The 20888-nt window shown below is 55.7% G+C and carries 14 protein-coding genes; 11 read left to right on the top strand and 3 right to left on the bottom strand.

Annotated elements, in window-relative coordinates; translation table 11 throughout:
• Positions 1 to 128 precede the first annotated feature (128 nt).
• From sepS to O0S09_RS02175, 3 genes are read right to left on the bottom strand one after another with little or no spacing between them, the layout of a single operon-like run.
• Positions 129 to 1709, bottom strand: a complete 1581-nt coding sequence (sepS, locus tag O0S09_RS02165) for an O-phosphoserine--tRNA ligase (RefSeq protein WP_268922272.1) — start codon at positions 1707 to 1709, stop codon at positions 129 to 131.
• Complete coding sequence (gene twy1, locus O0S09_RS02170) at positions 1706 to 2644, bottom strand: 4-demethylwyosine synthase TYW1 (RefSeq protein ID WP_268922273.1); 939 nt, start codon at positions 2642 to 2644, stop codon at positions 1706 to 1708. Before twy1 ends, sepS begins: the two co-directional genes overlap by 4 nt.
• Before the next feature lie 2 nt (positions 2645 to 2646).
• Entirely contained in the window at positions 2647 to 3285 is a 639-nt protein-coding gene (locus O0S09_RS02175; protein WP_268922274.1) for a zinc ribbon domain-containing protein, read from the bottom strand.
• A 121-nt stretch (positions 3286 to 3406) separates the two neighbouring features.
• On the opposite strand from O0S09_RS02175, the gene O0S09_RS02180 reads away from it, so the two are divergent.
• The 11 genes from O0S09_RS02180 (at position 3407) to O0S09_RS02230 (ending at position 20886) form a co-directional block, all read left to right on the top strand.
• Entirely contained in the window at positions 3407 to 4942 is a 1536-nt protein-coding gene (locus O0S09_RS02180) for a DUF5906 domain-containing protein (RefSeq protein WP_268922275.1), read from the top strand.
• A gap of 565 nt (positions 4943 to 5507) precedes the next feature.
• The gene (locus O0S09_RS02185; RefSeq protein WP_268922276.1) at positions 5508 to 8237 is read left to right on the top strand and encodes an InlB B-repeat-containing protein; all 2730 of its coding nucleotides are present in this window, start codon (positions 5508 to 5510) and stop codon (positions 8235 to 8237) included.
• Between the two features lie 268 nt (positions 8238 to 8505).
• Complete coding sequence (locus O0S09_RS02190) at positions 8506 to 13248, top strand: DUF3320 domain-containing protein (RefSeq protein WP_268922277.1); 4743 nt, start codon at positions 8506 to 8508, stop codon at positions 13246 to 13248.
• Between the two features lie 69 nt (positions 13249 to 13317).
• Complete coding sequence (locus tag O0S09_RS02195; RefSeq protein WP_268922278.1) at positions 13318 to 14004, top strand: amino acid ABC transporter permease; 687 nt, start codon at positions 13318 to 13320, stop codon at positions 14002 to 14004.
• Positions 14001 to 14741 (top strand): amino acid ABC transporter ATP-binding protein, encoded by a 741-nt coding sequence (locus tag O0S09_RS02200; RefSeq protein WP_268922279.1) that lies wholly within the window; start codon positions 14001 to 14003, stop codon positions 14739 to 14741. Before O0S09_RS02195 ends, O0S09_RS02200 begins: the two co-directional genes overlap by 4 nt.
• Positions 14742 to 14743: 2 nt before the next feature.
• Entirely contained in the window at positions 14744 to 15505 is a 762-nt protein-coding gene (locus tag O0S09_RS02205; RefSeq protein WP_268922280.1) for an amino acid ABC transporter permease, read from the top strand.
• A gap of 38 nt (positions 15506 to 15543) precedes the next feature.
• On the top strand, positions 15544 to 15798 hold the full coding sequence (locus O0S09_RS02210) for a DUF5654 family protein (RefSeq protein ID WP_268922281.1): 255 nt from the start codon (positions 15544 to 15546) through the stop codon (positions 15796 to 15798).
• An 88-nt stretch (positions 15799 to 15886) separates the two neighbouring features.
• Positions 15887 to 16831: a DUF475 domain-containing protein gene (locus O0S09_RS02215; protein ID WP_268922282.1), complete on the top strand. Its 945-nt coding sequence runs from the start codon at positions 15887 to 15889 to the stop codon at positions 16829 to 16831.
• Positions 16832 to 17023: 192 nt separating this feature from the next.
• Positions 17024 to 18823 carry a methyl coenzyme M reductase system, component A2 gene (gene atwA, locus O0S09_RS02220; protein ID WP_268922283.1) on the top strand — a complete coding sequence of 600 codons (1800 nt, stop codon included), beginning with the start codon at positions 17024 to 17026 and terminating at the stop codon, positions 18821 to 18823.
• A gap of 30 nt (positions 18824 to 18853) precedes the next feature.
• The gene (gene mmp3 / locus O0S09_RS02225; RefSeq protein ID WP_268922284.1) at positions 18854 to 20431 is read left to right on the top strand and encodes a methyl-coenzyme M reductase-associated protein Mmp3; all 1578 of its coding nucleotides are present in this window, start codon (positions 18854 to 18856) and stop codon (positions 20429 to 20431) included.
• Positions 20428 to 20886, top strand: coding sequence for a methanogenesis marker 6 protein (locus O0S09_RS02230; protein ID WP_268922285.1), 459 nt, complete (start codon positions 20428 to 20430; stop codon positions 20884 to 20886). Before mmp3 ends, O0S09_RS02230 begins: the two co-directional genes overlap by 4 nt.
• Positions 20887 to 20888: the final 2 nt, after the last annotated feature.

Raw genomic sequence — 20888 nt, forward strand, 5'->3', positions numbered from 1 at the left:
TCCAGAAAAACTACAAAGTACTTGCGTCACATCACACCGAAAAAGGGAGTTGAGAGAAAATCCCATCCATTTCCCTGATCTCTTTTTTACTATTTGTATCGCGGACACCGCCCGCAAAAAAGAAAAAATTACAGAATTTTTGACGTCACCGTCAAAAATACCGGACCGCGGAGATCGAGTTTCTTCTTATTATCGGTCACATACCGCATCGCATACTCCTCGATCTTCAGATTCACATCACTGGGATGCTTAGACATCTTCACCTGAACGGACGTCCCCTCACCGGCACGTGCCGCCTCCTCAATCCGTGCCACCGCAAGATTTGCCGCGGCATACAGGAACGAAATACCGGTCGGCACACCCTCTGCCCGGACCTCTGCGAACTTTTCGTTGTCCGGAACACCGAGGATAGCACCATTTCTGATGAAGATCTCATTCAGTGCCGCAGGGCCGAGCAGACGAGAGTTCTCCTCCGGCTCTGCAACCGAAATAGCAACGGTCTTTCCGAACAGCTCGCCCGTCCATGCAGGGAACTCACAGGGCGACGGATCGTTTGCGTGCGGCGCCGCAGTTGCGACGATCGCCGCAACCGCACGGCGTCCGGCAAGGGTCTGCGGCTCCTCGCGCAGACCAACCGCCTTTGCAAGCTCCGTATCCGTATAGACCGGCGGATAGAGCTGGGGAAAGGAAAGCTTACGCACATCCTCCGCCTGGGTTAACACCATCGCAAGCCGTTCCACACCCATACCAAGATTCATCACCGGCACACCGACCCCGTACTCCGCAAGCGCAGCAGGCGAGTAGAGACCAAACGTCGCAACCTCCACCCATCCATGCACCGGATGTTTCCCGTACACCTCGGTCTGGGTCTCAGGCATATAGTATTTGGACCGCTTTTCGTCGGGCTGGAACCGGAACTCCGTAAACCCGAACGCCGAAAGCAGACCCTCGGCAACGGCCTTCCCCTCATCGACGGTGACATCCTCGCCTGCAACAATACAAGAAGCGGAGTGATACGTCCGCAGATGCGTCGCGTCCTCCTCCTGTTCGCGGCGGAAACAGCGGTCAACGGAGAACATGCGAATCGGCAGCGGACGTTTGTCCCACATCTGAGCAAGCGACAGGAACCAGCCGCTGGTCATATGGGACCGCAGCGTCGTCCGCGAAGACTCAGGCGCAAGCTCCTTGAACTCCGGAAAGACGGTATCAAGAATATGGACGACGACGCCATCGTCTACACCAAGGGCAACCGACATCTCATGCGTAAGATCGTCACCATCGAACTTTCCCTTCTTGTAGCCGTGCAGGCATTTCATCAGTTTCTCGCCGATTGCCTCATCAACGGGACTGCCGGTAATGGCAGCAATTGCATCAAGCCGTTCGCGGGAAATGCCGACGTTCGGACGCGGAAGACCGCCGACGTAGTAGACGCGGTCAAGCACCGCGGCGGCTTCGGGACCGAACTGGCGGTACACATCCTGCTCGTCGATGAAGACCGGCACCATTGCCTCATCAAAACCCATCGAAAGATAAGCCGCCCGAAGACGTGCAATGGTATCGAAGATCGGATGAACGTTCGCTCGGCGGTACGTGTAGCGCGGATACATGCCTGCGGCGGCGGGCGGAGTAATGACGGAGGGACCTGCATGCCAGGCTCCTTCGAAGTCGGTTTTTCTGCGCTGTTTGAACTCTTCTATGTCGAATTTCATGGTTTTCTCTCAAGGCATACGACCCGGCTGGGTGCGTTTTCGTCGCGTATCTGGTAGTCTGCGTGTTCTGCCACGGCACGGGCAAAGGTCCGAATTTCGTCCATGTCCGGTGCGGCAGTTTCTGGTAATCTCATTCGACTGTATCCAAGATACATGTATCCTTTGACCTCGACGTAACGAGGGGCGGCATCGCGGATGAGAGCGGCGAGTGCTGCGGCGTCACCGTCGTTGTATCCTTTGACAAGGGTTATCCGTACGGCGGTGCGGATGCCGTCCGCTTCTTTGTCTCTGAGGAGGGAAAGGGAGGTCAAGATGTTGTTCCACATGGCGGCCGGGTCGCCCATGGGGCGGCAGAGCCGCGTGTATCCGGCAAGGTCGGAGGCGTCTAAGGAAAGGTAGAGCTGAGTCGGCCTGATTTTTTGGATCATCTGCGGAACGGTCCCGTTCGAGACGACGAAGACGCTGTTTCCGGCGTCTCTGAGGAGGTCGATGAGTTCGGGCAGACGACTGTAGAGGGTGGGTTCGCCGGAGAGGGAGATGGCATACTGATTGGGGTGACTGGTGGCGGTTTCCCAGCGGTCGGGGTCACTCCATGGTTTGTCGCCGGAGAGTCCTTTTCTCTGCATGCGGGGGATGGCGGCGACGATCTCTTCGGGGGTGAGTTCGGTTTCCCGCGTGATTTCGTGTTCCATACTGCGCCAGCAGAAGAGGCAGCGCTGGTTGCAGCGAAGGGTTGGCGTCATCTGGACGCAGCGCCAGCTTTCGATGCCGTAGAACTGGTGTTTGTAACACTGGTCGCCGCCGCGGAGTGCGCGTTTGCACCACATGCAGGGTTTGACGGCGGCAGATGCTCCGGTTTCCGGAGAGATGAAGTTGTATCCCTGACGGTGAAGAGAGTCTTTGGGGGTTTGGGGAGAGGAACGCGTACGGGACATGGTCAGAGGGTATCGAGGGTGTCAAGGAACGTTTGGTTGTACTCGATGAGATGGGCGGCCTCATCTTCGAGCTGTTCGATTTCGGCAAGGCGTCGGGAGATGCGGCTGATCATTTCGGGGATCTGGGAGTTGTCAGGGTTTTGGAGGAGGAGTTCTGCGGCGCGGATGTCGGCGGTGATCTCTGCGGTGTCGCTGAGGAGGATTGCTTGCTGGATTTCTTTTAAGAGGAGGAGGCTTTCGTTTATCTGAAGGAGGAGGAAGGGTTTTTGGTCGGATGCCACTTCGTCTTCCCGGGTTTCAAGGGTGAAGAGGGAGGTTTCGAGGCTGGTTTCGGTGGTGCAGAGTTTTCGCTGACGGAACATGAGCTGGTCGGTGATCTGCCGGAGGGTGTCTATCCAGTGGTCGGGACGGAGGAGTTCTGCGCCGCAGAGGGCGCAGTGTTTGCCGTTCTGGGGGTTGAGGGTCTGGCACTGGGGACAGGGGACTGCGGTGATGTAGAAGCGGCAGGATTTTTCGATGATGTCGGATCGATCGGTGTGGTGGTGCCAGGCGAAGTCGTCGATTGCGGTGAGGAGAGGGAGGGGAAGCCGAAGAGAGATGAGTTTTTTTTCGGGCTTGCCGCCGTCAGGCTGGTTAATCATTGCTATTATGTATGTCTTTGAATACACTTAATGATTTCCAAATACGTTTGTAATACACATATCAGGAGACGCCCACGCAGCTCGGTGCTTGTGAGATACATTTATTATATATAGAATACGAATGTATTACAGAAATACAATGCCAATCACCACCACTGACCCTGATATGGATCTCGCGTCCTACGCGGGTTCCCTCTCCGCCGAAAGCACCTCCGCTACGCTCACCGTTGTTGAAAATCCCCTTTCTCTGCCGGACGATCGTCTGCGGCTGGGGGAACTGCGCGCAGAGATTTTCTATCATGATGAGTTTGGTCTGCCGAAGATCAAAGTCACCGCGTTTTCCTCCTACCTCGTCGAGCTTTTCAAACCGGTCACGGTTTCCGGTGTTCTCTGGATTTACGACCACACAACCGGACTCTATAAACAGAACGATCACCACGTCGAAGCCGAGGTCCAGCGGGTGCTGGATGCGATGCTGTACCGCGGACCGGTTGTTGCACTGAAGAAGGATCTTGTGTCCCGCCTTACGGATTACCGGGTGGTGGAGGAGAGTCCGTTCGATCTGGTTGCGGGAATCCCCGCACGGGACGGGATTATTGAGCCGCAGCCGGAGGGCGGGGTGAAACTGGTTCCCTATGGTCCAAGCCAGTTTGTGCGCGTCCGTGCGGCGACGCCGTATGCGGATGCGCCGGAGAGGTTTCCGGAAGGCGAGAGGTTTTTCCGGGAGATCTCCTGCGAAGATCCCGCGTGGGAACGGGATCTGTTCCGGGTTCTGGGCTACTGTCTGCTGCTCGGCAATCCGTCGCAGAAGTTTTTTGTGCTGCATGGTTCGGGCGGGAACGGAAAAGGAGTGCTGATTGAGTGGGTGATGCGGACCGTCGGGCAGCTTGCGGGGCGCGTTGCGCCCCGTGAGCTGTTCTGCGGGAATACCGCGGCGCGGGAGACGACGCTTGCGGGGAATGCGCACCGGAGGCTGCTGGTGGTGTCGGAGGCGGGCGGCGGTGTGCTGAACGATGATCTGCTGAAGCGGCTGACGGGGGATACGGTGGTGACACTGAATGCGATTTATGCAGGGGAACGGGAGTATCGCGTGAACGGGACGCCGCTGTTTGTGACAAATTCCCTGCCGGTGTTTTCTTCGGGCGGGAAGGGGATGATGCGGCGGGAGGTGTGTATTCCGTTTGATCTGGATGTTGCGCCGGATGCCCAGGATGAGGGGCTGCTGGAACGGCTGGCAACGCCGGAGGGGAACCGCTGGCTGCTGGGGAAGATGGCGACAGGGGCAATGGAGTATGTGGAGGCGGCAAATAAGTCTGCGTTCTGGAGTGCGTTCTGTCCGCGGATTACGGGAGATTCCCGGGATGTGCTTGCAGGGCAGGATTCGCTGGGTGAGTTTGTGCGGGTATGTCTGGTGCAGGAGGAAGGGGCACGGACGCCGGGACGCGAAGTGTTTGCACGGTGGTATGCGTGGGAGTTCGGGGATGAACAGGAGGTGCATGAGGCCCGCGGAGGGAAAGGTCTGCGGCGGAATGTGAGTGCGACGGAGCTGTATGCGGGACTGCGGATGCGGGGGATTGATGTGCGGAAGCGGATGCGGGTCGGGAGAAAACTGGAGACGAATGTTCTGATGGACTGGCGTCTTGGGGAGGATGCGTAATGTTGTTACCGATGGGTGCGGTAACAAAACTATCTTTTTTCCGGGGCTCGTTTTGGATTTAAAAGTGTTTTTGGAACGTTTTTGTTTTTGTTACCGATGATTTGACATTCTGTTCTGGTTTTTTGTTTTGTTTTTGTACAGAGTACTGTTTTTGCGGTAACAGAGGTAACAAATTTTGAGATTTCTTTGGATATTCGGTTATTTTCGTTTTAGATGGTTTATATGAGGTATTTTTGTTACCGATCGGAAGGTAACAGGAGATTGAATCCTCAGCAGAGAGGATAGCATGCGGGGCGGCGATCTTCAGGGGACTTTTATGGGTATTTCGGGTTTTTTATCGGAGACTGATCGGATAGGTTGGGAATTTTGCTATGCGGTTGTGTTCTCTGTTTAATGGAGATGTCCCGATATTTTTGTGTTTTTGCTATTTCGGTGATTGTTTTTCATGGCTGAGATACTTTTATTATGGATGCTGTATTATATCCTATCTGCTTAGGATATAACGGACTCCCCACACCGCCGGGTTATCCGGTGGTGTATCTGTTTTTGTCCTGAGGAGGAATTCATGCGTTTACGTAAGTACGGGGCATTCTGCCCCAAAGATGATGCAGCGAAGCTGCGGCGGCATGGTGTGGTGCTGCTTGCGGCTCTGCTGCTTGTGTGTACGCTGATGGCCGGGGCTGTCAGTGCGGATAATGTCGCCAAGATTGGTAATACTGAGTATGCGACGCTTGCAGCTGCTTTTGCGGCGGCATCCGGTACTCAAGGACAGCCAACAACAATCTCTCTCCTTTGCAATGTAGATGGTCCTGGAGTGCAGGTCATGACGGGAAATTATACCATTCTTGATCTCAGTGGCTATACTTATAACATCACAAACCCCACAGTCGGATCATCGGGGACAGAAACAAATGCTTTTCAGTTGCTGAAAGGGAGTAATATTACCCTCGCAAATGGTACAATTACTTCGAAGACAGCAAAGATTCTTATTCAGAATTATTGTAACCTGACTCTAGACAATGTAACACTTGATGGACAGTCCTTAAATACAACACCAGGAAAGGATAAGAAGCCTGTAACTCCCTACACCTTATCCAACAACAATGGCAATGTCGTGTACAAAAACGGCACAAAGATTATAGCACATCAAAACGGTGTAGCATTTGATGTTTATTATTGGCCAGATGAAGGATATAATTACGTTTCAGTTAAAATTGAGACGGACGACGTAATTATTGATGGGTGTGTTGAGTTGTCAAGAGGTGGAGGGAGTATTAACAACTTCATACAGTCTGCAACCCTATTTGTTCCAGTAAATTATAATGGACTGAAGACCATTCTTACTCCATCTGGAAATGATCCAGCCAGTTACAACTGGAAACCGGTTGGAAATCAGATGCAACTGGTTTACCTACCGGCTGCCCAGATAGGAGATACAAAGTATGATACCCTTACAGCAGCTTTTGAAGCGGTAGCGGATAATGATCAAAAAACAATCACTCTCCTCCGTGATGCAAGCGGGGATGGAGTTGTGATTAAAGGAAACAAGAAAATTATTCTTGATCTCTCCGGATACACCTATAATGTAAATGGAGAAACAGTTGGTTCTCTTGGTACAGAAACAAATGGATTCCAACTGAAAAAAGGGAATGAGATTCTCTTTAAGAATGGTAAGATTACATCAGACAAGGCTATCATTCTCATTCAAAATTATGCAAATCTGACGCTGGAAAATGTAGTGCTTGATGGCTCTCAGCTTAAAGGAACTAAGCAGTACACCTCATCCAACAACAATGGCAATGTCATGTACAAGAGTGGTACGAAGATTATTGCGCCTCAGAATGGTGTAGCATTCGATGTCTATTACTGGCCAAGTAACTCATACACTGATGGAGTCTCCGTGACCATTGCAGATGCCAATGTGGTGATTGAGGGTCTGGTAGAATTTACGTGTGATAACACGGAAAAGGATCATGCGAGCAAGGCAAAGCTCATCGTACCGCAGGACTATAATGCACTTACTCTCGGAGATGTTTGTTCCACGCACTTCCCGTACTATTGCTGGGAAGCATACGGAACAAACCAGAAAATACTGACACACTGCGAACCGGTAGTACCGAAACCACCAGTTGCTGAACCAACGAAGAACGATAACGGCAGTGTCACGATTATACCGGCAGGTACGGACACCATCAACGTCGATGTGAATGCTAAGACAGCCACCACCAAAAATGAGAGCAGCGGCATTACGATAACGATAGTCTTTAACGACATAGCAGCATCCTCAGGAACCGGTTCAGTCACCGGTAACGTCAGCAAGGTGGACGTCGGCTACAATGAAACACCCGCCGCCGCCCCTCCCTCAGCCTCAGTACCGGATGTCCCCGTCCCGGGCACGGTCTCCGTCACACTGAATCTGACGCTGAACAACGTAACTACAAAGCTTCCTCAGATCAACACGACCTTTAACGCCACCGTCGCAGACAAAGTCAAGACGGAAAATCCCGGCTTCCACCCGGTTGCCATGATCACCGCAGAAACCAATGTAGCCGAAATCAATGCCAACATTACCACGAGCGGGGACGGAGGCATTAAAATCGTCTTCACCGTCCCGAAAGCATGGGTTGACTCCATGGGTGGTCCAAATGGCGGCAGAATATGGAGTTTCCATGCTGACGTTGATGGTGTTGCCCTGCGTCAGATCAGCAGCGGAAATATTCATCTGAAAGGTGAATTCTACGAAATTACCGTGTACGGAACTTCCTTCTCCAGTCACGGTATTGTAGGAAAAGTAGCATCCGCACCCGCACCTCAGCCGCCGCAGCCGGTTTACAGTTCCGGTGACGGCAACATGAACAACGCCTTCCGCGTCCTCTTCGACACGAAAGGAGGCAGCTTCATCAGCCCCTCAACCGGCCTCTCCTACGGCGACAAGATCAGTCAGCCGCCCGCACCAACCAAGGACGGCTACACCTTCGGCGGCTGGTACAAAGACAGCGCATGCACGCAAAGCTGGAACTTCAGTGACAGCATTCCGGGCGACATGACCCTCTACGCAAAGTGGACGACCTCATCCGGAAGCCAGACCACCACCACCCCGGCAGCAACCGCACAGCAGACGACAAAGGCAACCCCGGCGGCCACCCAGTCCCAGACTGCGGCAGCCGCCACCGCAGCCCCGGTTACCACAACTGCCGCAGGAGTCTCACCGACCCTGACCAAGGCACCCGCACCGGTCTGCGGAATGCTTCTTGGCCTCTTCGCTGCGGGCGTTCTCCTCCGGCGGAAAAACTAACGGGAACCCATCTCCCGTACACCTTTTTTTCAAACAGAAAACACACGGCACTGCCCGGTGATACCATGAAAGTACTTTAGTAGGTTTTTTTTCCGGAAACTGTTGCCTGATGAATGGACGGGATGAGAAGAACCACCCACTCATCACTTACTCACCTACAATTTTTCAGAAAAAAACCTACTAAAGTACTTTCGTGGCATAACACCCCCAAAACTTAGTTACCTCTGTCACACTAATAATAGCATATAGATACCGGGGATCTACTTGCATGAAAACGGGCGAAACCACCTCTGAACTCAACACCTTACGTTCGCGTCTTCTCGATCTCACACTGCGCAACAATCTCCTCAACTATAAACCCTCCAATACCCGCAGTATTGAGATCAGCGGGGAACTCCCCGCCGCAGTGTATCACACGCTGGTCATCAGCGAAAAGGGAATGAAATTTTATCCGGCCGGCAAAAAAACCGACGCACCTGCCGAAGAAAAACATCTCTGGAAATACCCTGCCTTTGCAAAACCTACCGCAAAACAGCAGGACCTCATCCTCAATACACCCTACGACGACATCAGTCTCCGCCAGCGGCTGTACGCACTCTCCAACAAATCCCGCACTGTCTTTGAAGAACAGGGCTACCCTGTCCTCTACCTCGCACTCGGATTTGTCAGCTGGGCCGAAGCCGAACACCCCGACAAACTCTACAAAGCCCCGCTCCTCCTCATCCCCGTCGAACTCGTCCGCCAGAAAGTCAAAGACAACTACGTCCTCAAATGGACCGGCGACGACCCCGTAACCTCCCTCTCCCTCTCGGCAAAACTTGCCGAACAGGGAATCACCATCCCCGACTTCATCATGCCCGAAACCGCCGACGGCCTCACCGAATACGCCGCAGCAGTCGACGCCGCCGTCCGCGGAAAAGGATGGGAATACTGCCCGGACATGGCACTTGACCTCTTCAGCTTCCGCAAATTTGTCATGTTCAAAGACCTCGACCCCGAATCCTGGGACGAAAACTTCTCGCCGGAAACGCACCCCCTCATCGCCGGACTCTTCCATCCCGGATCATCCCCCGCCGCCGAAGCAGGCGAAACCTTCCCGGAACATGAAATCGATCTCCGGCTGCCGTCCGAGAAATCCTACAACATCATGGACGCCGACTCCTCACAGATCGCCGTCATCGAAGAAGCAAAATCCGGCAAAAACCTCGTCGTCGAAGGGCCGCCCGGCACCGGCAAATCACAGACCATCGCCAACATGATCGCAGAGATGCTCGTCGCCGGAAAGACCGTTCTCTTCGTCTCCGAAAAAATGGCCGCACTCGAAGTCGTCAAACGGCGTCTCGACACCGCCGGTCTCTCCCGCTTCTGTCTGGAACTCCACAGCCAGAAAGCAAAAAAGGGCGAAGTCATCCGCGAACTCGAACGAAGCATCCAGCACTCCGGAAGTTCCGCCGCATCACCCGACAGCCTGCACCTGCAGATCGACTCACTCCGCGGAGAACTTGACGGCTACTGCCGCGAACTCGCCGCCCCCATCGGTGACTGCGCCTTCACCCCGTATGACCTCTTCGGCATTCGCGAACAGTACCGCTATGAATTCGAAGACAGCCCCGCAGGACCGGGACGCAGAATCCCGCGTGTCATCATCCCGGCCGCAAAAGAGATCACCCCGGACCAGTACAAAGACGCAATCGCCGCCCTCCATGACATCGAAGCCCTGCTCCCCTCGCTCATGCCGACCGGCCGCTCCCTCACCCGGCACCCGTGGGCCGGCTGCGTACCGGGTCTCGTCCTCCCGCAGGACCGCGACGAAATCCTCGAACTGGTCGAAAACTACCGCATAGCAATCGAAAAACTGCTCTCCGCCATGCGGCGGCTCTCCGAACTCACCGGAGTACCCGTTCCCCGCGAAGAGACCGGCGTCTCCCGCATGGTCGAGTCCTGCCGCCTGCTTACCAGCGACTTCGCCGCAGACGCCGGAGCGCTCACCAACCCCCTCTGGGACAAAGAAACCGAAGTCGCCCGGCTGATCTCCGGCATGCAGAAACTTGCCGATCACCGCACCCGCATCCTTGCCTCCTTCACCCCGGAAATACTCTCGCGCAACCCGAACCGGCTCTACTCCGCATTCCGCGAAGTCTCCGGAAAAGGCACGATTGCAAAAATATTCTCCTCCGCCTACAAAGAAACCAAAGCAGAAATCTCCTCCTACTACCGCGGCGCAGTCCCGCCCGACGCCCAGATTCTTACCGACCTGCTGGACGCCCGTGACTACCTCACCGAACGCGACGCATGGGCACAGGACGAACCGCTCTATGCCTCCGCGTTTGCGCCGGTCTGGAACGGCGAAGAAACCGATCCCGCCGCGCTCGCAAGGTACGCCGAATGGATATCCGCCATCCGGCTCATGATAAAGGAAGGCCTTGCAACCTCGCGCACGCTGGAACTTCTCGGTACGGGTGCCATCACCACGACTACAGTCGTCCCGCTCTTCGCCGAAGTCGAAGCAGCAGGCATCGCCCACAGTGAAGCCCGCGCAAAACTCTTCGCCCGCATCGGCATCTCCGAGATGGAAGACCCGACCTTTGCCGAACAGCGCAAACGCTGCGACCTCTGGTCCTCGGACATCGACGGCGTTGTGCTCTGGAGCAAACTTCTCGCCTACACCGACGCGCTCGGCAAAACCGTTGCCGCCCCGCTGCTGGAACTCCTCTTCGCCGACAAACTCGCCCCCGGCGAACTCGTCCCGGCCTTCCTTACCGGCTATGCCGACTCCCTGCTCCGGGAAGCAATCGCCGAGCGTCCGCTCCTTGCACGCTTCTCCCAGATTCCGCACGAACAAAAAATTGCGGCCTTCGCCTCCTGCGACCGCAGCGCCATTGCGGAGAACTGCAAACGCATCGCAAAAATCCTCGACGAAAAAATTCCGGAACTCTACACAGGAGCCTCCCGCGACTCCGAGATGGGTGTTCTCACCGGCGAGTTCAACCGCAAACGCGGTCACATGTCCATTCGCATGCTCATGAGCAAAGCGGGATGGCTGATTCAGCAGATCAAACCCTGCTTCATGATGAGTCCCCTTTCCGTTGCCCAGTACCTCGATCCCCGTTCCGTGCAGTTTGATGTCATCATCTTTGACGAAGCAAGTCAGGTCAGGCCGGAGGACGCACTCGGCGCACTCATGCGCGGACGTCAGCTGGTGGTCATGGGTGATTCACGCCAGCTTCCACCGACCACCTTCTTCGACCAGATCGCAGCCTCCGATGAAGAGGATGAGGCTGAGTCGGTCGCAAGCATCACCGACATGGAAAGCCTGCTCAACGTCTGCAAGCAGTCCTACGAAACAAAACGTCTGCGCTGGCACTACCGCTCGCGGCATGAATCCCTGATCGCCGTATCCAATCAGGAGTTCTATGACGGCAACCTCATGGTCTTCCCTTCGCCCATGCACGAGACGCCCGACCTTGGTCTCTCCTTCGTCCACCTGCCCGATACCGTGTACGAGCGCGGGAAGGCAGGGGTCAACCGCGGCGAGGCGCAGGCCGTGGCCGCGGCGGTCATTGAGTATTACCGCAGGTTCCCGGACAAGACGCTTGGTGTCGCCACCTTCTCGACCCGTCAGCAGGAAGCAATCCGTCACGAGGTTGAACTTCTGCTGCGCGACAACCCGGACGTTGAGTCTCTGATGCGGCCGGAGAACGGGGAGAACTTCTTTGTCAAGAATCTGGAAACCGTGCAGGGTGATGAACGCGATACGATGCTCATCAGTATCGGGTACGGGTTTGACGAGAACCACAAACTCAGCAAGAACTTCGGTCCCTTAAATCAGGACGGCGGCGAGCGGCGGCTGAACGTTTTAATCACCCGTGCACGCGAACGCTGTGTGGTCTTTGCCAACTTCCGGGGATCTGATCTCGCAATCGAACCGGGATCGGCGTCCGGTATCTCCGCACTTGCCACCTTCCTGACCTATGCCGCGGACCGCAGCGCGCCTCTTGAGGCAGGCGGGGATGCGCCCGACGACGTGGCAGGACTGTTCGGTGACACCATCGCGCGGCTGCTGGAGGACAACGGCTACACGGTTGCGAAGAATGTCGGGTGTGCCGGATTCCGGATCGATATTGCCGTGGAAAACCCCAAAGAACCGGGAGTGTATCTTGCGGGAATTCTCTGCGACGGCCCGTACTACTGGTCGTCCGGGGTTGCCCGCGATCGGGACCGGCTCCGGGCACAGGTTCTTGAAGGACTCGGCTGGAACCTCATCCGCATCTGGGCGACCGAGTGGTACCAGCACCCCGCTTCCTGCACCAAAACGCTGCTTGACGCTGTGGAGACTGCAAAGAAAGCCCCGAAGAAAAAACCTGCAAAAGCAAAACCCGCGCCAAAGACATCCACAAAGAAACCGGCGGCAGAAAAATCCGCGGAAAAACCATCCGCCGCCGCAACCAATGCCGCACCAGTTTCTGCCGCGGTCAGTCTCCGGCTTGAGCCCTACGTCTGCTGTGAGGAGTGTTCCCTTGGCAGTTACCATCAGTTCGCCTCGGTTCCTGACTCCGTTCTCGGTACGGCAATCGTGCAGATAGTCGCAGTCGAAGGTCCGGTCTCCGCCTCCGTTCTCGCGGCACGTATCAAAGAACTTGGCCGTGTGCCCCGCATGACCGCAGCCGTCCGTGACCGTATCGCCTCGGTTACCTCCGCAGAGGTTGCCGAAGGACGGCTTTCCTCTGACGAAGAGGGATTCCTGACCGTTCCCGAATGCGTCATCACTCCGCGGGAACGGCCTGCCAAATGGTCTCCCGCGGATGTATCCCTTGCCGAGATTGCCGCAGCAGCCGTTTTTGTTCTGGAAAAACAGTTCTCCACCCCAAGAGACGATCTGATCCGCCAGACAGCTCTTGTTCTCGGATTCAAGGCAACGGCGCAGGTCCGCGACCGCATCGCATCCGGCATTGATGCCGCGGTTGCCGACGGCCGGATTCTTCCGGACGGCAATCTCTGCAAAGCTGCCTGAAGAGGGTCATCCCTACACTTTTTTCTGATACCGCGTCACAGTATATACTACTTCTTTCGGGGCCGTCCCATGTCCGAGGCATTATCCGCAGTAATCACATCCGCACCCTACCTTCTGGAAGGAATGGGCGTAACCCTTGCACTGGTAGCAATCTCGCTCCTGATCGGGTTCCTCTGCGGGATTGCCCTTACGCTCGGACAGGTGTACGGCCCGCGGTTCGTCAAACGTCTGGTAGATGTGTACGTCTGGTTCTTCCGCGGACTGCCGAATATCGTTCTTCTGTTTCTGTTCTACTTCGCCCTCTTCCCGATGACCGGTTTTGACGTCCCGGCATTTGCGGTTGCGGTTGTCGTGCTCGGTCTCAGGAGTGCTGCATACCAGTCCCAGATCTTCCGCGGCGCCATTGAGTCCATCGCCGACGGCCAGATGCTTGCCGCACGTTCGCTCGGCATGACCAGATGGCAGAGCATCAGAACCGTGATCCTTCCTCAGGCTCTGCGGCTTTCCCTGCCCGGCTGGTCGAACGAGTACCCGGTTCTCCTGACGGATTCAGCCGTTGCCTATGTGATCGGCGTTGCAGAACTTCTTACCCGGACCGCACAGGTCATCAGTAAAACCGGGGAACCAATGGTGTTGTATCTTACCTGTGCGGTTATCTTCATCCTCCTCAACTACGGCGGCATGATGGTTATTCAGCGGGTGGAAAAGAAAGTCCGGATCCCCGGATTCGGCAATAATGAGGTGACAGAAACATGAGTGACACTCCTATTCTCCGGGTCGAGAACCTTTCCAAAGCCTACGGCGATCTGGAGGTTCTCCGGTCGGTATCGTTTGATGTCTATAAAGGCGAGACCAAGGCGTTCATCGGCCCGTCCGGAACCGGAAAGAGTACGCTTCTGCGCTGTATCAACCAGCTGACCGTCCCCGACGACGGTCATGTATACCTCAATGGTGAGGAGATCACCCACTCCGGTTCAAAGATCAACGAGTACCGGCAGAAGATGGGCATGGTCTTTCAGAACTTCAATCTGTTTGATCACCTGACCGCCGTCCGCAATGTGGAGATAGCACTGCTCAAAGTCAAAAAGATGGACAAGGCTGCGGCACGCAAAAAAGCCATGTTCGAGCTTGAGCGCGTCGGCATGGCCGACCGCGCCGACTACTATCCGGCCCAGCTTTCCGGCGGTCAGGCGCAGCGGGTGTCCATTGCCCGGGCACTTGCCATGGACCCGGATGTCATGCTGTTTGATGAACCGACCTCGGCCCTCGATCCGGAACTGAAGCGTGAGGTGCTTGAGGTCATGCGAAAACTTGCCGCTGACGGTATGACGATGCTGATCGTAACGCATGAGATGCACTTTGCCACCTCGTTTGCCAGTGAGATCCTGTTTATGGAGAAGGGCGAGATTGTGGAGCGCGGCAGTCCTGCCGATATTCCGACCAGCCCGTCATTTGAACGCACCCGTGCCTTTATGGGAACCTACGAAGAGTAGTCATGGACGCGGCGACGAATCTTACCAACAATGCGACTGCGCTGTCCGGGATAACCGATTTTCTGAGCGAAACCTGGGCACACATTCTCGCAGAGATTCCATTCTGGCAGGATATTCTCCTGCCCGCACTCTGGGACGGTCTTATTGTCACGCTTCAGCTGGTGGCGCTTACTGCACCGTTTGGATTTCTTCTCGGGCTTCTGGTTGCGGTCGCCCGCGTGTACGGGGTGCGTCCTGTCCGCTGGGCGGCACAGTTGTATGTGATCTTTTTCCGCGGCTGTCCGCTTCTGCTGCTACTGTTTATTCTGTACTTTGGTCTTCCGTCGATCGGGATCGTTCTGGGGTCGTTCCTGTCGGCGCTGACAGGATTTATTCTCTGTAACTCGGCCTACAACTCTGAGTACATCCGCGGGGCACTTCAGTCCGTGAAAGGCGGGCAGATGACCGCAGCGCAGGCTCTTGGCATGACGAAACTGCAGGCCGTCCGCTACATTGTTATCCCGCAGGCCCTGCGCAAGGCTCTCCCCGGTGTCTCCAACGAGTTCATCTATCTGATCAAGTACTCGTCCCTTGCCTATGTGGTGACCGTGATTGAGCTGACGGGTGCGGCAAAGATTATTGCAAGCAAATACTTTGCCTACTTTGAAGCGTTTGCAGCGGTCGGTGTGTTTTATCTGGTGATTGTAACGATTGCCACCATTGCCATTAACCGGCTGGAAAAGAAGTATGCCATCCCCGGTACCGGGGCAGGGAAGGGAACATAATATGATTTAAGTATCTTTGTTTCCTAATAGGGTTTTGTATGTCATTTAGTGTTGATGTGATTGACAAACTTGCAGCACTTGTTACTGCTGCGTTTGGGCTGGTTGCCGCACTTGCGTGGAACTCGGCAATTCAGACTATTTTCAAGGAGATTTTCGGGGATCAGAGCAGCATTCCGGCGATGCTTGGGTATGCGGTTTTTGTGACGGTTATTGCGGTTATCTTTACCCTGTGGATTGGTTTTGTTTCCAACAAGGCAAAGGAAAAGATCGATACAAAGAAGGAAGGAGAGTAACCTTCTCCCCCACTTGTTTTGTTCCGAACATTTATTAACCGGTATTTTCATATGAATAAATAGCGCGTAACAACGCGTTGTTGTTTGAATGGAACTTCTTTACGCTATTGTTGTAATCATAGGGTTGTTCATTTTTGAGTCGATCGCAAGTATTGATAACGCGATCATCAATGCTGATATTTTAGCCACTATGAAAGAAAAGGCCCGGCGGTGGTTCCTCATATGGGGTATCCTTCTGTCGGTGTTTCTGGTCCGCGGCGTTCTGCCGTGGCTGATTTTGTGGGCGGCAAATCCGGCTCTCGGCCCGATTGGCGCTCTTACCGTAACGTTTACCGACGATGATCTGGCGACGTCTGCAATGGAGAGCACGGCTCCCTATCTGCTGATGTTCGGCGGTGTCTTTATGCTGTTCCTGTTCTGTCACTGGCTGTTTGCCGAGAAGAAGGACTGCATTATGCCGGGTGAGCGGTTCCTGACAAAACAGGCGCCATGGTTCTATGCGGTTGTTGCAGTTCTCCTGCTGGCACTCGTCTGGGCAACGCTGGAGTCGGATCCGATTCTCGCGTTTGCCGCAGTCGCGGGTTCGACCCTGTTCTTCCTGGTGCAGGGGTTCCGGCTGTCGGCGGATCAGAAGTCGGCGGAGCTCGGTCACAGTGAAAAGTCTGATGCGGCAAAGTTGATGCTTCTCTTAGTAATCGACAGTACGTTTTCGATTGACGGTGTTATCGGAGCGTTTGCATTTACGTTTTCGGTACCGCTGATCTTTATCGGATGCGGACTTGGTGCGATTGTGGTACGCGAGCTGACCATCAAGTACATTGATACAATCAAGCGCTACATCTACCTGAAGAACGGTGCGATGTACTCGGTTCTGACGCTGAGTCTCATCATGGTCGCGGAAGGTTTCGGCATTCACACGCCTCCCTGGCTGGCACCGGTTGCAATGGTTGTGATTGTTTCGGTGTTCCTCTATATCTCGGTGCTTCGCATCCGCCGCGGGAAGGGGCCGGTCTGTCCGGCACCCCTCCGGTAACCTTTCAGGTATCCGGCCCGGACCATCCGTTTCCCCCAAAAATCCCTCTTCTTTTTCCGGGTGAGATTCCCGCGGCATCACCGCGTCACGTTCCGCCTGCCAGCTCGCCCGTCAAAAACCCCCGGAATGCATTCTTCTAAACACTAATAACACCTCAGAGCACATACAATTAACATCATAGAGGATGTTTGAATGACGACACCGTTTATCACCATTAAGGACCTCTGCATGGATTTTCCTGCATACGGACCATCAGACGGTCCTTCCGATAATGCCCAGTGTGCGACAGCACCGGAGATGGTACGGGTTTTGGACAATATCAACCTCGAAATAACCGAAGGAGAGATCGTTGGTATCATCGGACGTTCCGGATGCGGAAAAACCGTTCTGATCCACCTCGTCCGCGGTATCGATCAGCCCCCCACCTCCGGACAGATCATCTACCACGTCGCCGTCTGCCCCAAATGCGGCAGAGTCGAACTTCCGAGCCACGCCGGGTCCGCCTGCAGTACCTGCGGAGGAAAACTGGAAAGCCGTGACATTGACTTCTGGGCACCGGAAAATGAGACCCTCAAAACCCGCATCATGGCAAGAACTGCCATCATGTTCCAGCGGACGTTCGCTCTCTACGGTGATGACCGCGTCATCGAAAACGTGCTCCGGGCCCTGGATGACATCGACTACCCGTCCGAAAAAGCCATCGGCCGGGCTGCCGACCTGCTCGACGAGGTACGTCTTACCCACCGCATGATGCATATTGCCCGCGACCTCTCCGGCGGAGAAAAACAGCGTGTCGTCCTCGCCCGCCAGCTCGCCCGCGACCCCGTGTTCCTCTTCGCCGACGAACCAACCGGCACCCTGGATCCCAAGACCGCCAAGATCGTGCACGACCTGCTCAAGGAAGCGTCACGGGAGAACGGCATGGGAATGCTGATCACCTCCCACTTCTCCCAGGTCCTGGAAGACGTTGCCGACCGGGCGGTACTTCTGGACGACGGAAAGATCACCAGAATCGGCACACCCGAAGAGATCATCACCGCGTTCATGGAAAACTACCATGACGACCTGGTTTACACCGATCAGGAGATCGGCAATCCCATCGTCCGCGCCGAAAACCTTTCCAAAAAATTCATCGCCGTTGACCGGGGCGTCATCAACGCGGTCGATAAGATCAGCTTCGACATAAACGAACGGGAAATCTTCGGTATCATCGGCGTTTCCGGCGGAGGAAAAACCACACTGTCCAAGATGATCGCCGGACTCTACGAACCGACCGCCGGAAAACTGGAGGTCCGTATCGGGGACGAATGGATCGACATGACCAAACCCGGTTACCTCTATCGCGGGCGGGCAAAGAAATACATCGGCCTCCTCCACCAGGAGTACGACCTCTACCCTCACCGGACCATCATCGACAACCTCACGGATGCAATTGGTCTTGAGTTCCCCAAAGAACTTGCCACCCGCAAGGCAATGATCACCCTTCAGATGGCGGGGTTCACCGAAAAGAAGGCAAAAGACGTCCTGCACCGCTATCCGGCAAGCCTTTCCGAAGGAGAGAAACACCGCGTTGCCCTTGCCCAGGTCCTCATTCGCGAACCCCGCATCATCCTCCTGGACGAACCGACCGGAACCATGGATCCCATCACCAAAGTGGACGTCAAACACTCCATCATCCACGCCCGCGAAGAGATGGACGAAACCTTTGTTATCGTCTCGCACGACATGGAGTTCGTCCGTGACGTCTGCGACCGCTGCATGTTCATGCGCGGCGGAAAGATCATCCAGATAGGTCCCACCCATGAGGTTCTTGCGGCCCTGACCGACGCCGAGAAGGATATCATGGCGCGGGCAGTCGCCACCGAACGGGACCGTGCCATGGACAACACCCCCAAATCCGTCCCGACCCAGGCCGATCCCAAAGGCGAAGACGTTCCCGAGCAGAACGCCGGAACACTTCACACCAGCACCGATGAAATGTTCGAGATGTAAAATCTGAAAAAGAGAGTTACCGTGACAAATATGCAGATATTCCTCAACGGGGAATCAACATCCGTCCCCCAAGGAACCACACTGGCCGCACTCCTGCCGGAGCACCCGGCGGGATGCGGAGTTGCCGTTCTCCGGCCCGGAGTTGCCGTTCTCCGGCCCGGAGTTGCCGCCGCAGGGGATGCGGACGGGTCGCGCGACACATCCCAGCTCCGGTTCGTAACGACCGCGGGCGACATCGTCGTCGAACTCCTGCCGGGCGTTGTCCTGCCGGTACCGACCGGTGACGTCTCCGACGCCAACCTCCGGGTTCACTGGGAAGACAAATACGCCGTTGCCTTCGGCCCCTTCCGGGCAGACTTCATCCCGGACCGCCAGTCCTACCGCTACGACCGCGGCGTACTTTGTCTCGGCTGCGGCGGGTACGACTCGGAAACCTCCTACCTCATGTTCTCCCGTCTCCAGCATATGGGAGACCATGGGGCAGCAGCAGGGGGAGCGGTTCTCGGCACCGTCATCTCCGGTCTCGGCATCATGAACCGGTGGAGAAACGGCGACCGCATCACCAGAATAGAACACGTCTTCTCCTCGATCGATACAACCAACGCTGCCGTAACCACTGACCTCTCCCTTGCGGTTGAGGACGGCATGCAGATATTTTCCGAGATCCGCATCAACGCGGAGGGCTACACGGAAGATCACACCAGGATTGATACCTCCTGCACCCGATCGGTGGAACATCTTCTGTTTGCGCTGCGCAACGCCGAGTACGTGATCGATCGGACCGCGTCCACCTACATTCGCGATCACGCCGAAGGAAAACTTACCGTCCCGATGGAACTCCAGAAACCCCGGCGGGAAGGAACCGTCACCGTGCGGACCTCGGGGAAAAGTTCGGGCGCCATTTACATCTACACCAGAGACGTCCCGAGCAACCAGCATCACACCCGTACCGGAACGGTCGTCCGCGGCATTGAACTCGCCCGGTTTGCCGGTGCCGGAACAAAACTGTCCGTCAAAGTCGTTCCAAAACAGCTCGACCTTCGCGGTCTGCCGCTCGGCGAGGCAGTCGCCCGTGCCAAGGCACGGGGACTGCGCGTGCTTGCCGACAACCGCGACGTGAACGGACGGGTCGTCATCGACCAGAAACCGGCAACCACCCTTGAAGTCCTCAAAGAGGGAAAGGTCGCACTCTCCACCGTTGCCCTCGAAGATGTCATCGACATCACGCTGGACTACGAACACGCTCCCCGGACGGTTGATCTCTTCCGCCGCGTTACCGGTCTCAAGATGTACGCCATCGGCAGTATGCCATTCTTCTACAACATCGACAACGAGATGTATCTCTTCAAACCGGAGTTCGCCTCAAACGTCAACATCATTCCGGAGAACGTTCCCCGAGAGCCGGTTCCCCCGTATGCCCTTGCGATCACCAATGACGCCAGAAAAGCACGCGGGATGACCGGTGTGCGCAGTGTCGCAAACGAGGAGTACGGTCCGACCGGCGAACCGTTTGAGGGAACCAACGTGATCGGAACGGTGCTTGACACCGACAAACTTCCTCTCATCAAAGACGGTTCAATCGTGTTCATCCGTGAGGTGAAACCGTGAAACCCTATGTGCCCCAGTACGTGGGAACCGTTACCAAGTACGTCTTCGTTGACTCGCCCGACACCACCCCGCAGGACATTGCAACCGCAGCCTACGAAATTGCCCAGGGCGTCATGATCAAGGAGACCTGTTTTGGCTGCCAGATCACCGGCAGCCCGGAGGACGTGGAACGAATCATCTCCCACCTGCGAAAGCTCGATCCCTACCGCATCTATGTCAAGGACCGCGGTTTCCCGCCGGGCGATGCACGCAGATGCCGTGCCGATCTCGGCGGTGCACGTCCCGGCTATCTCGGTCATGAATATGAAATGGGTCTTGTGCGCTACATCGCCTACGGCCTCGAACAGACCGATCCCATGACCGCAGAAGAACTCAGGGCAGCAGCCGGTCAGGAGATGCCGACGCCGGAAGCGCTTGACATCGACATTCTGGAATCCCTTATGAAGGAGGAGTAAAC

It is taken from the genome of Methanocorpusculum vombati (assembly GCF_026891935.1).
GTDB lineage: Archaea > Halobacteriota > Methanomicrobia > Methanomicrobiales > Methanocorpusculaceae > Methanocorpusculum > Methanocorpusculum vombati.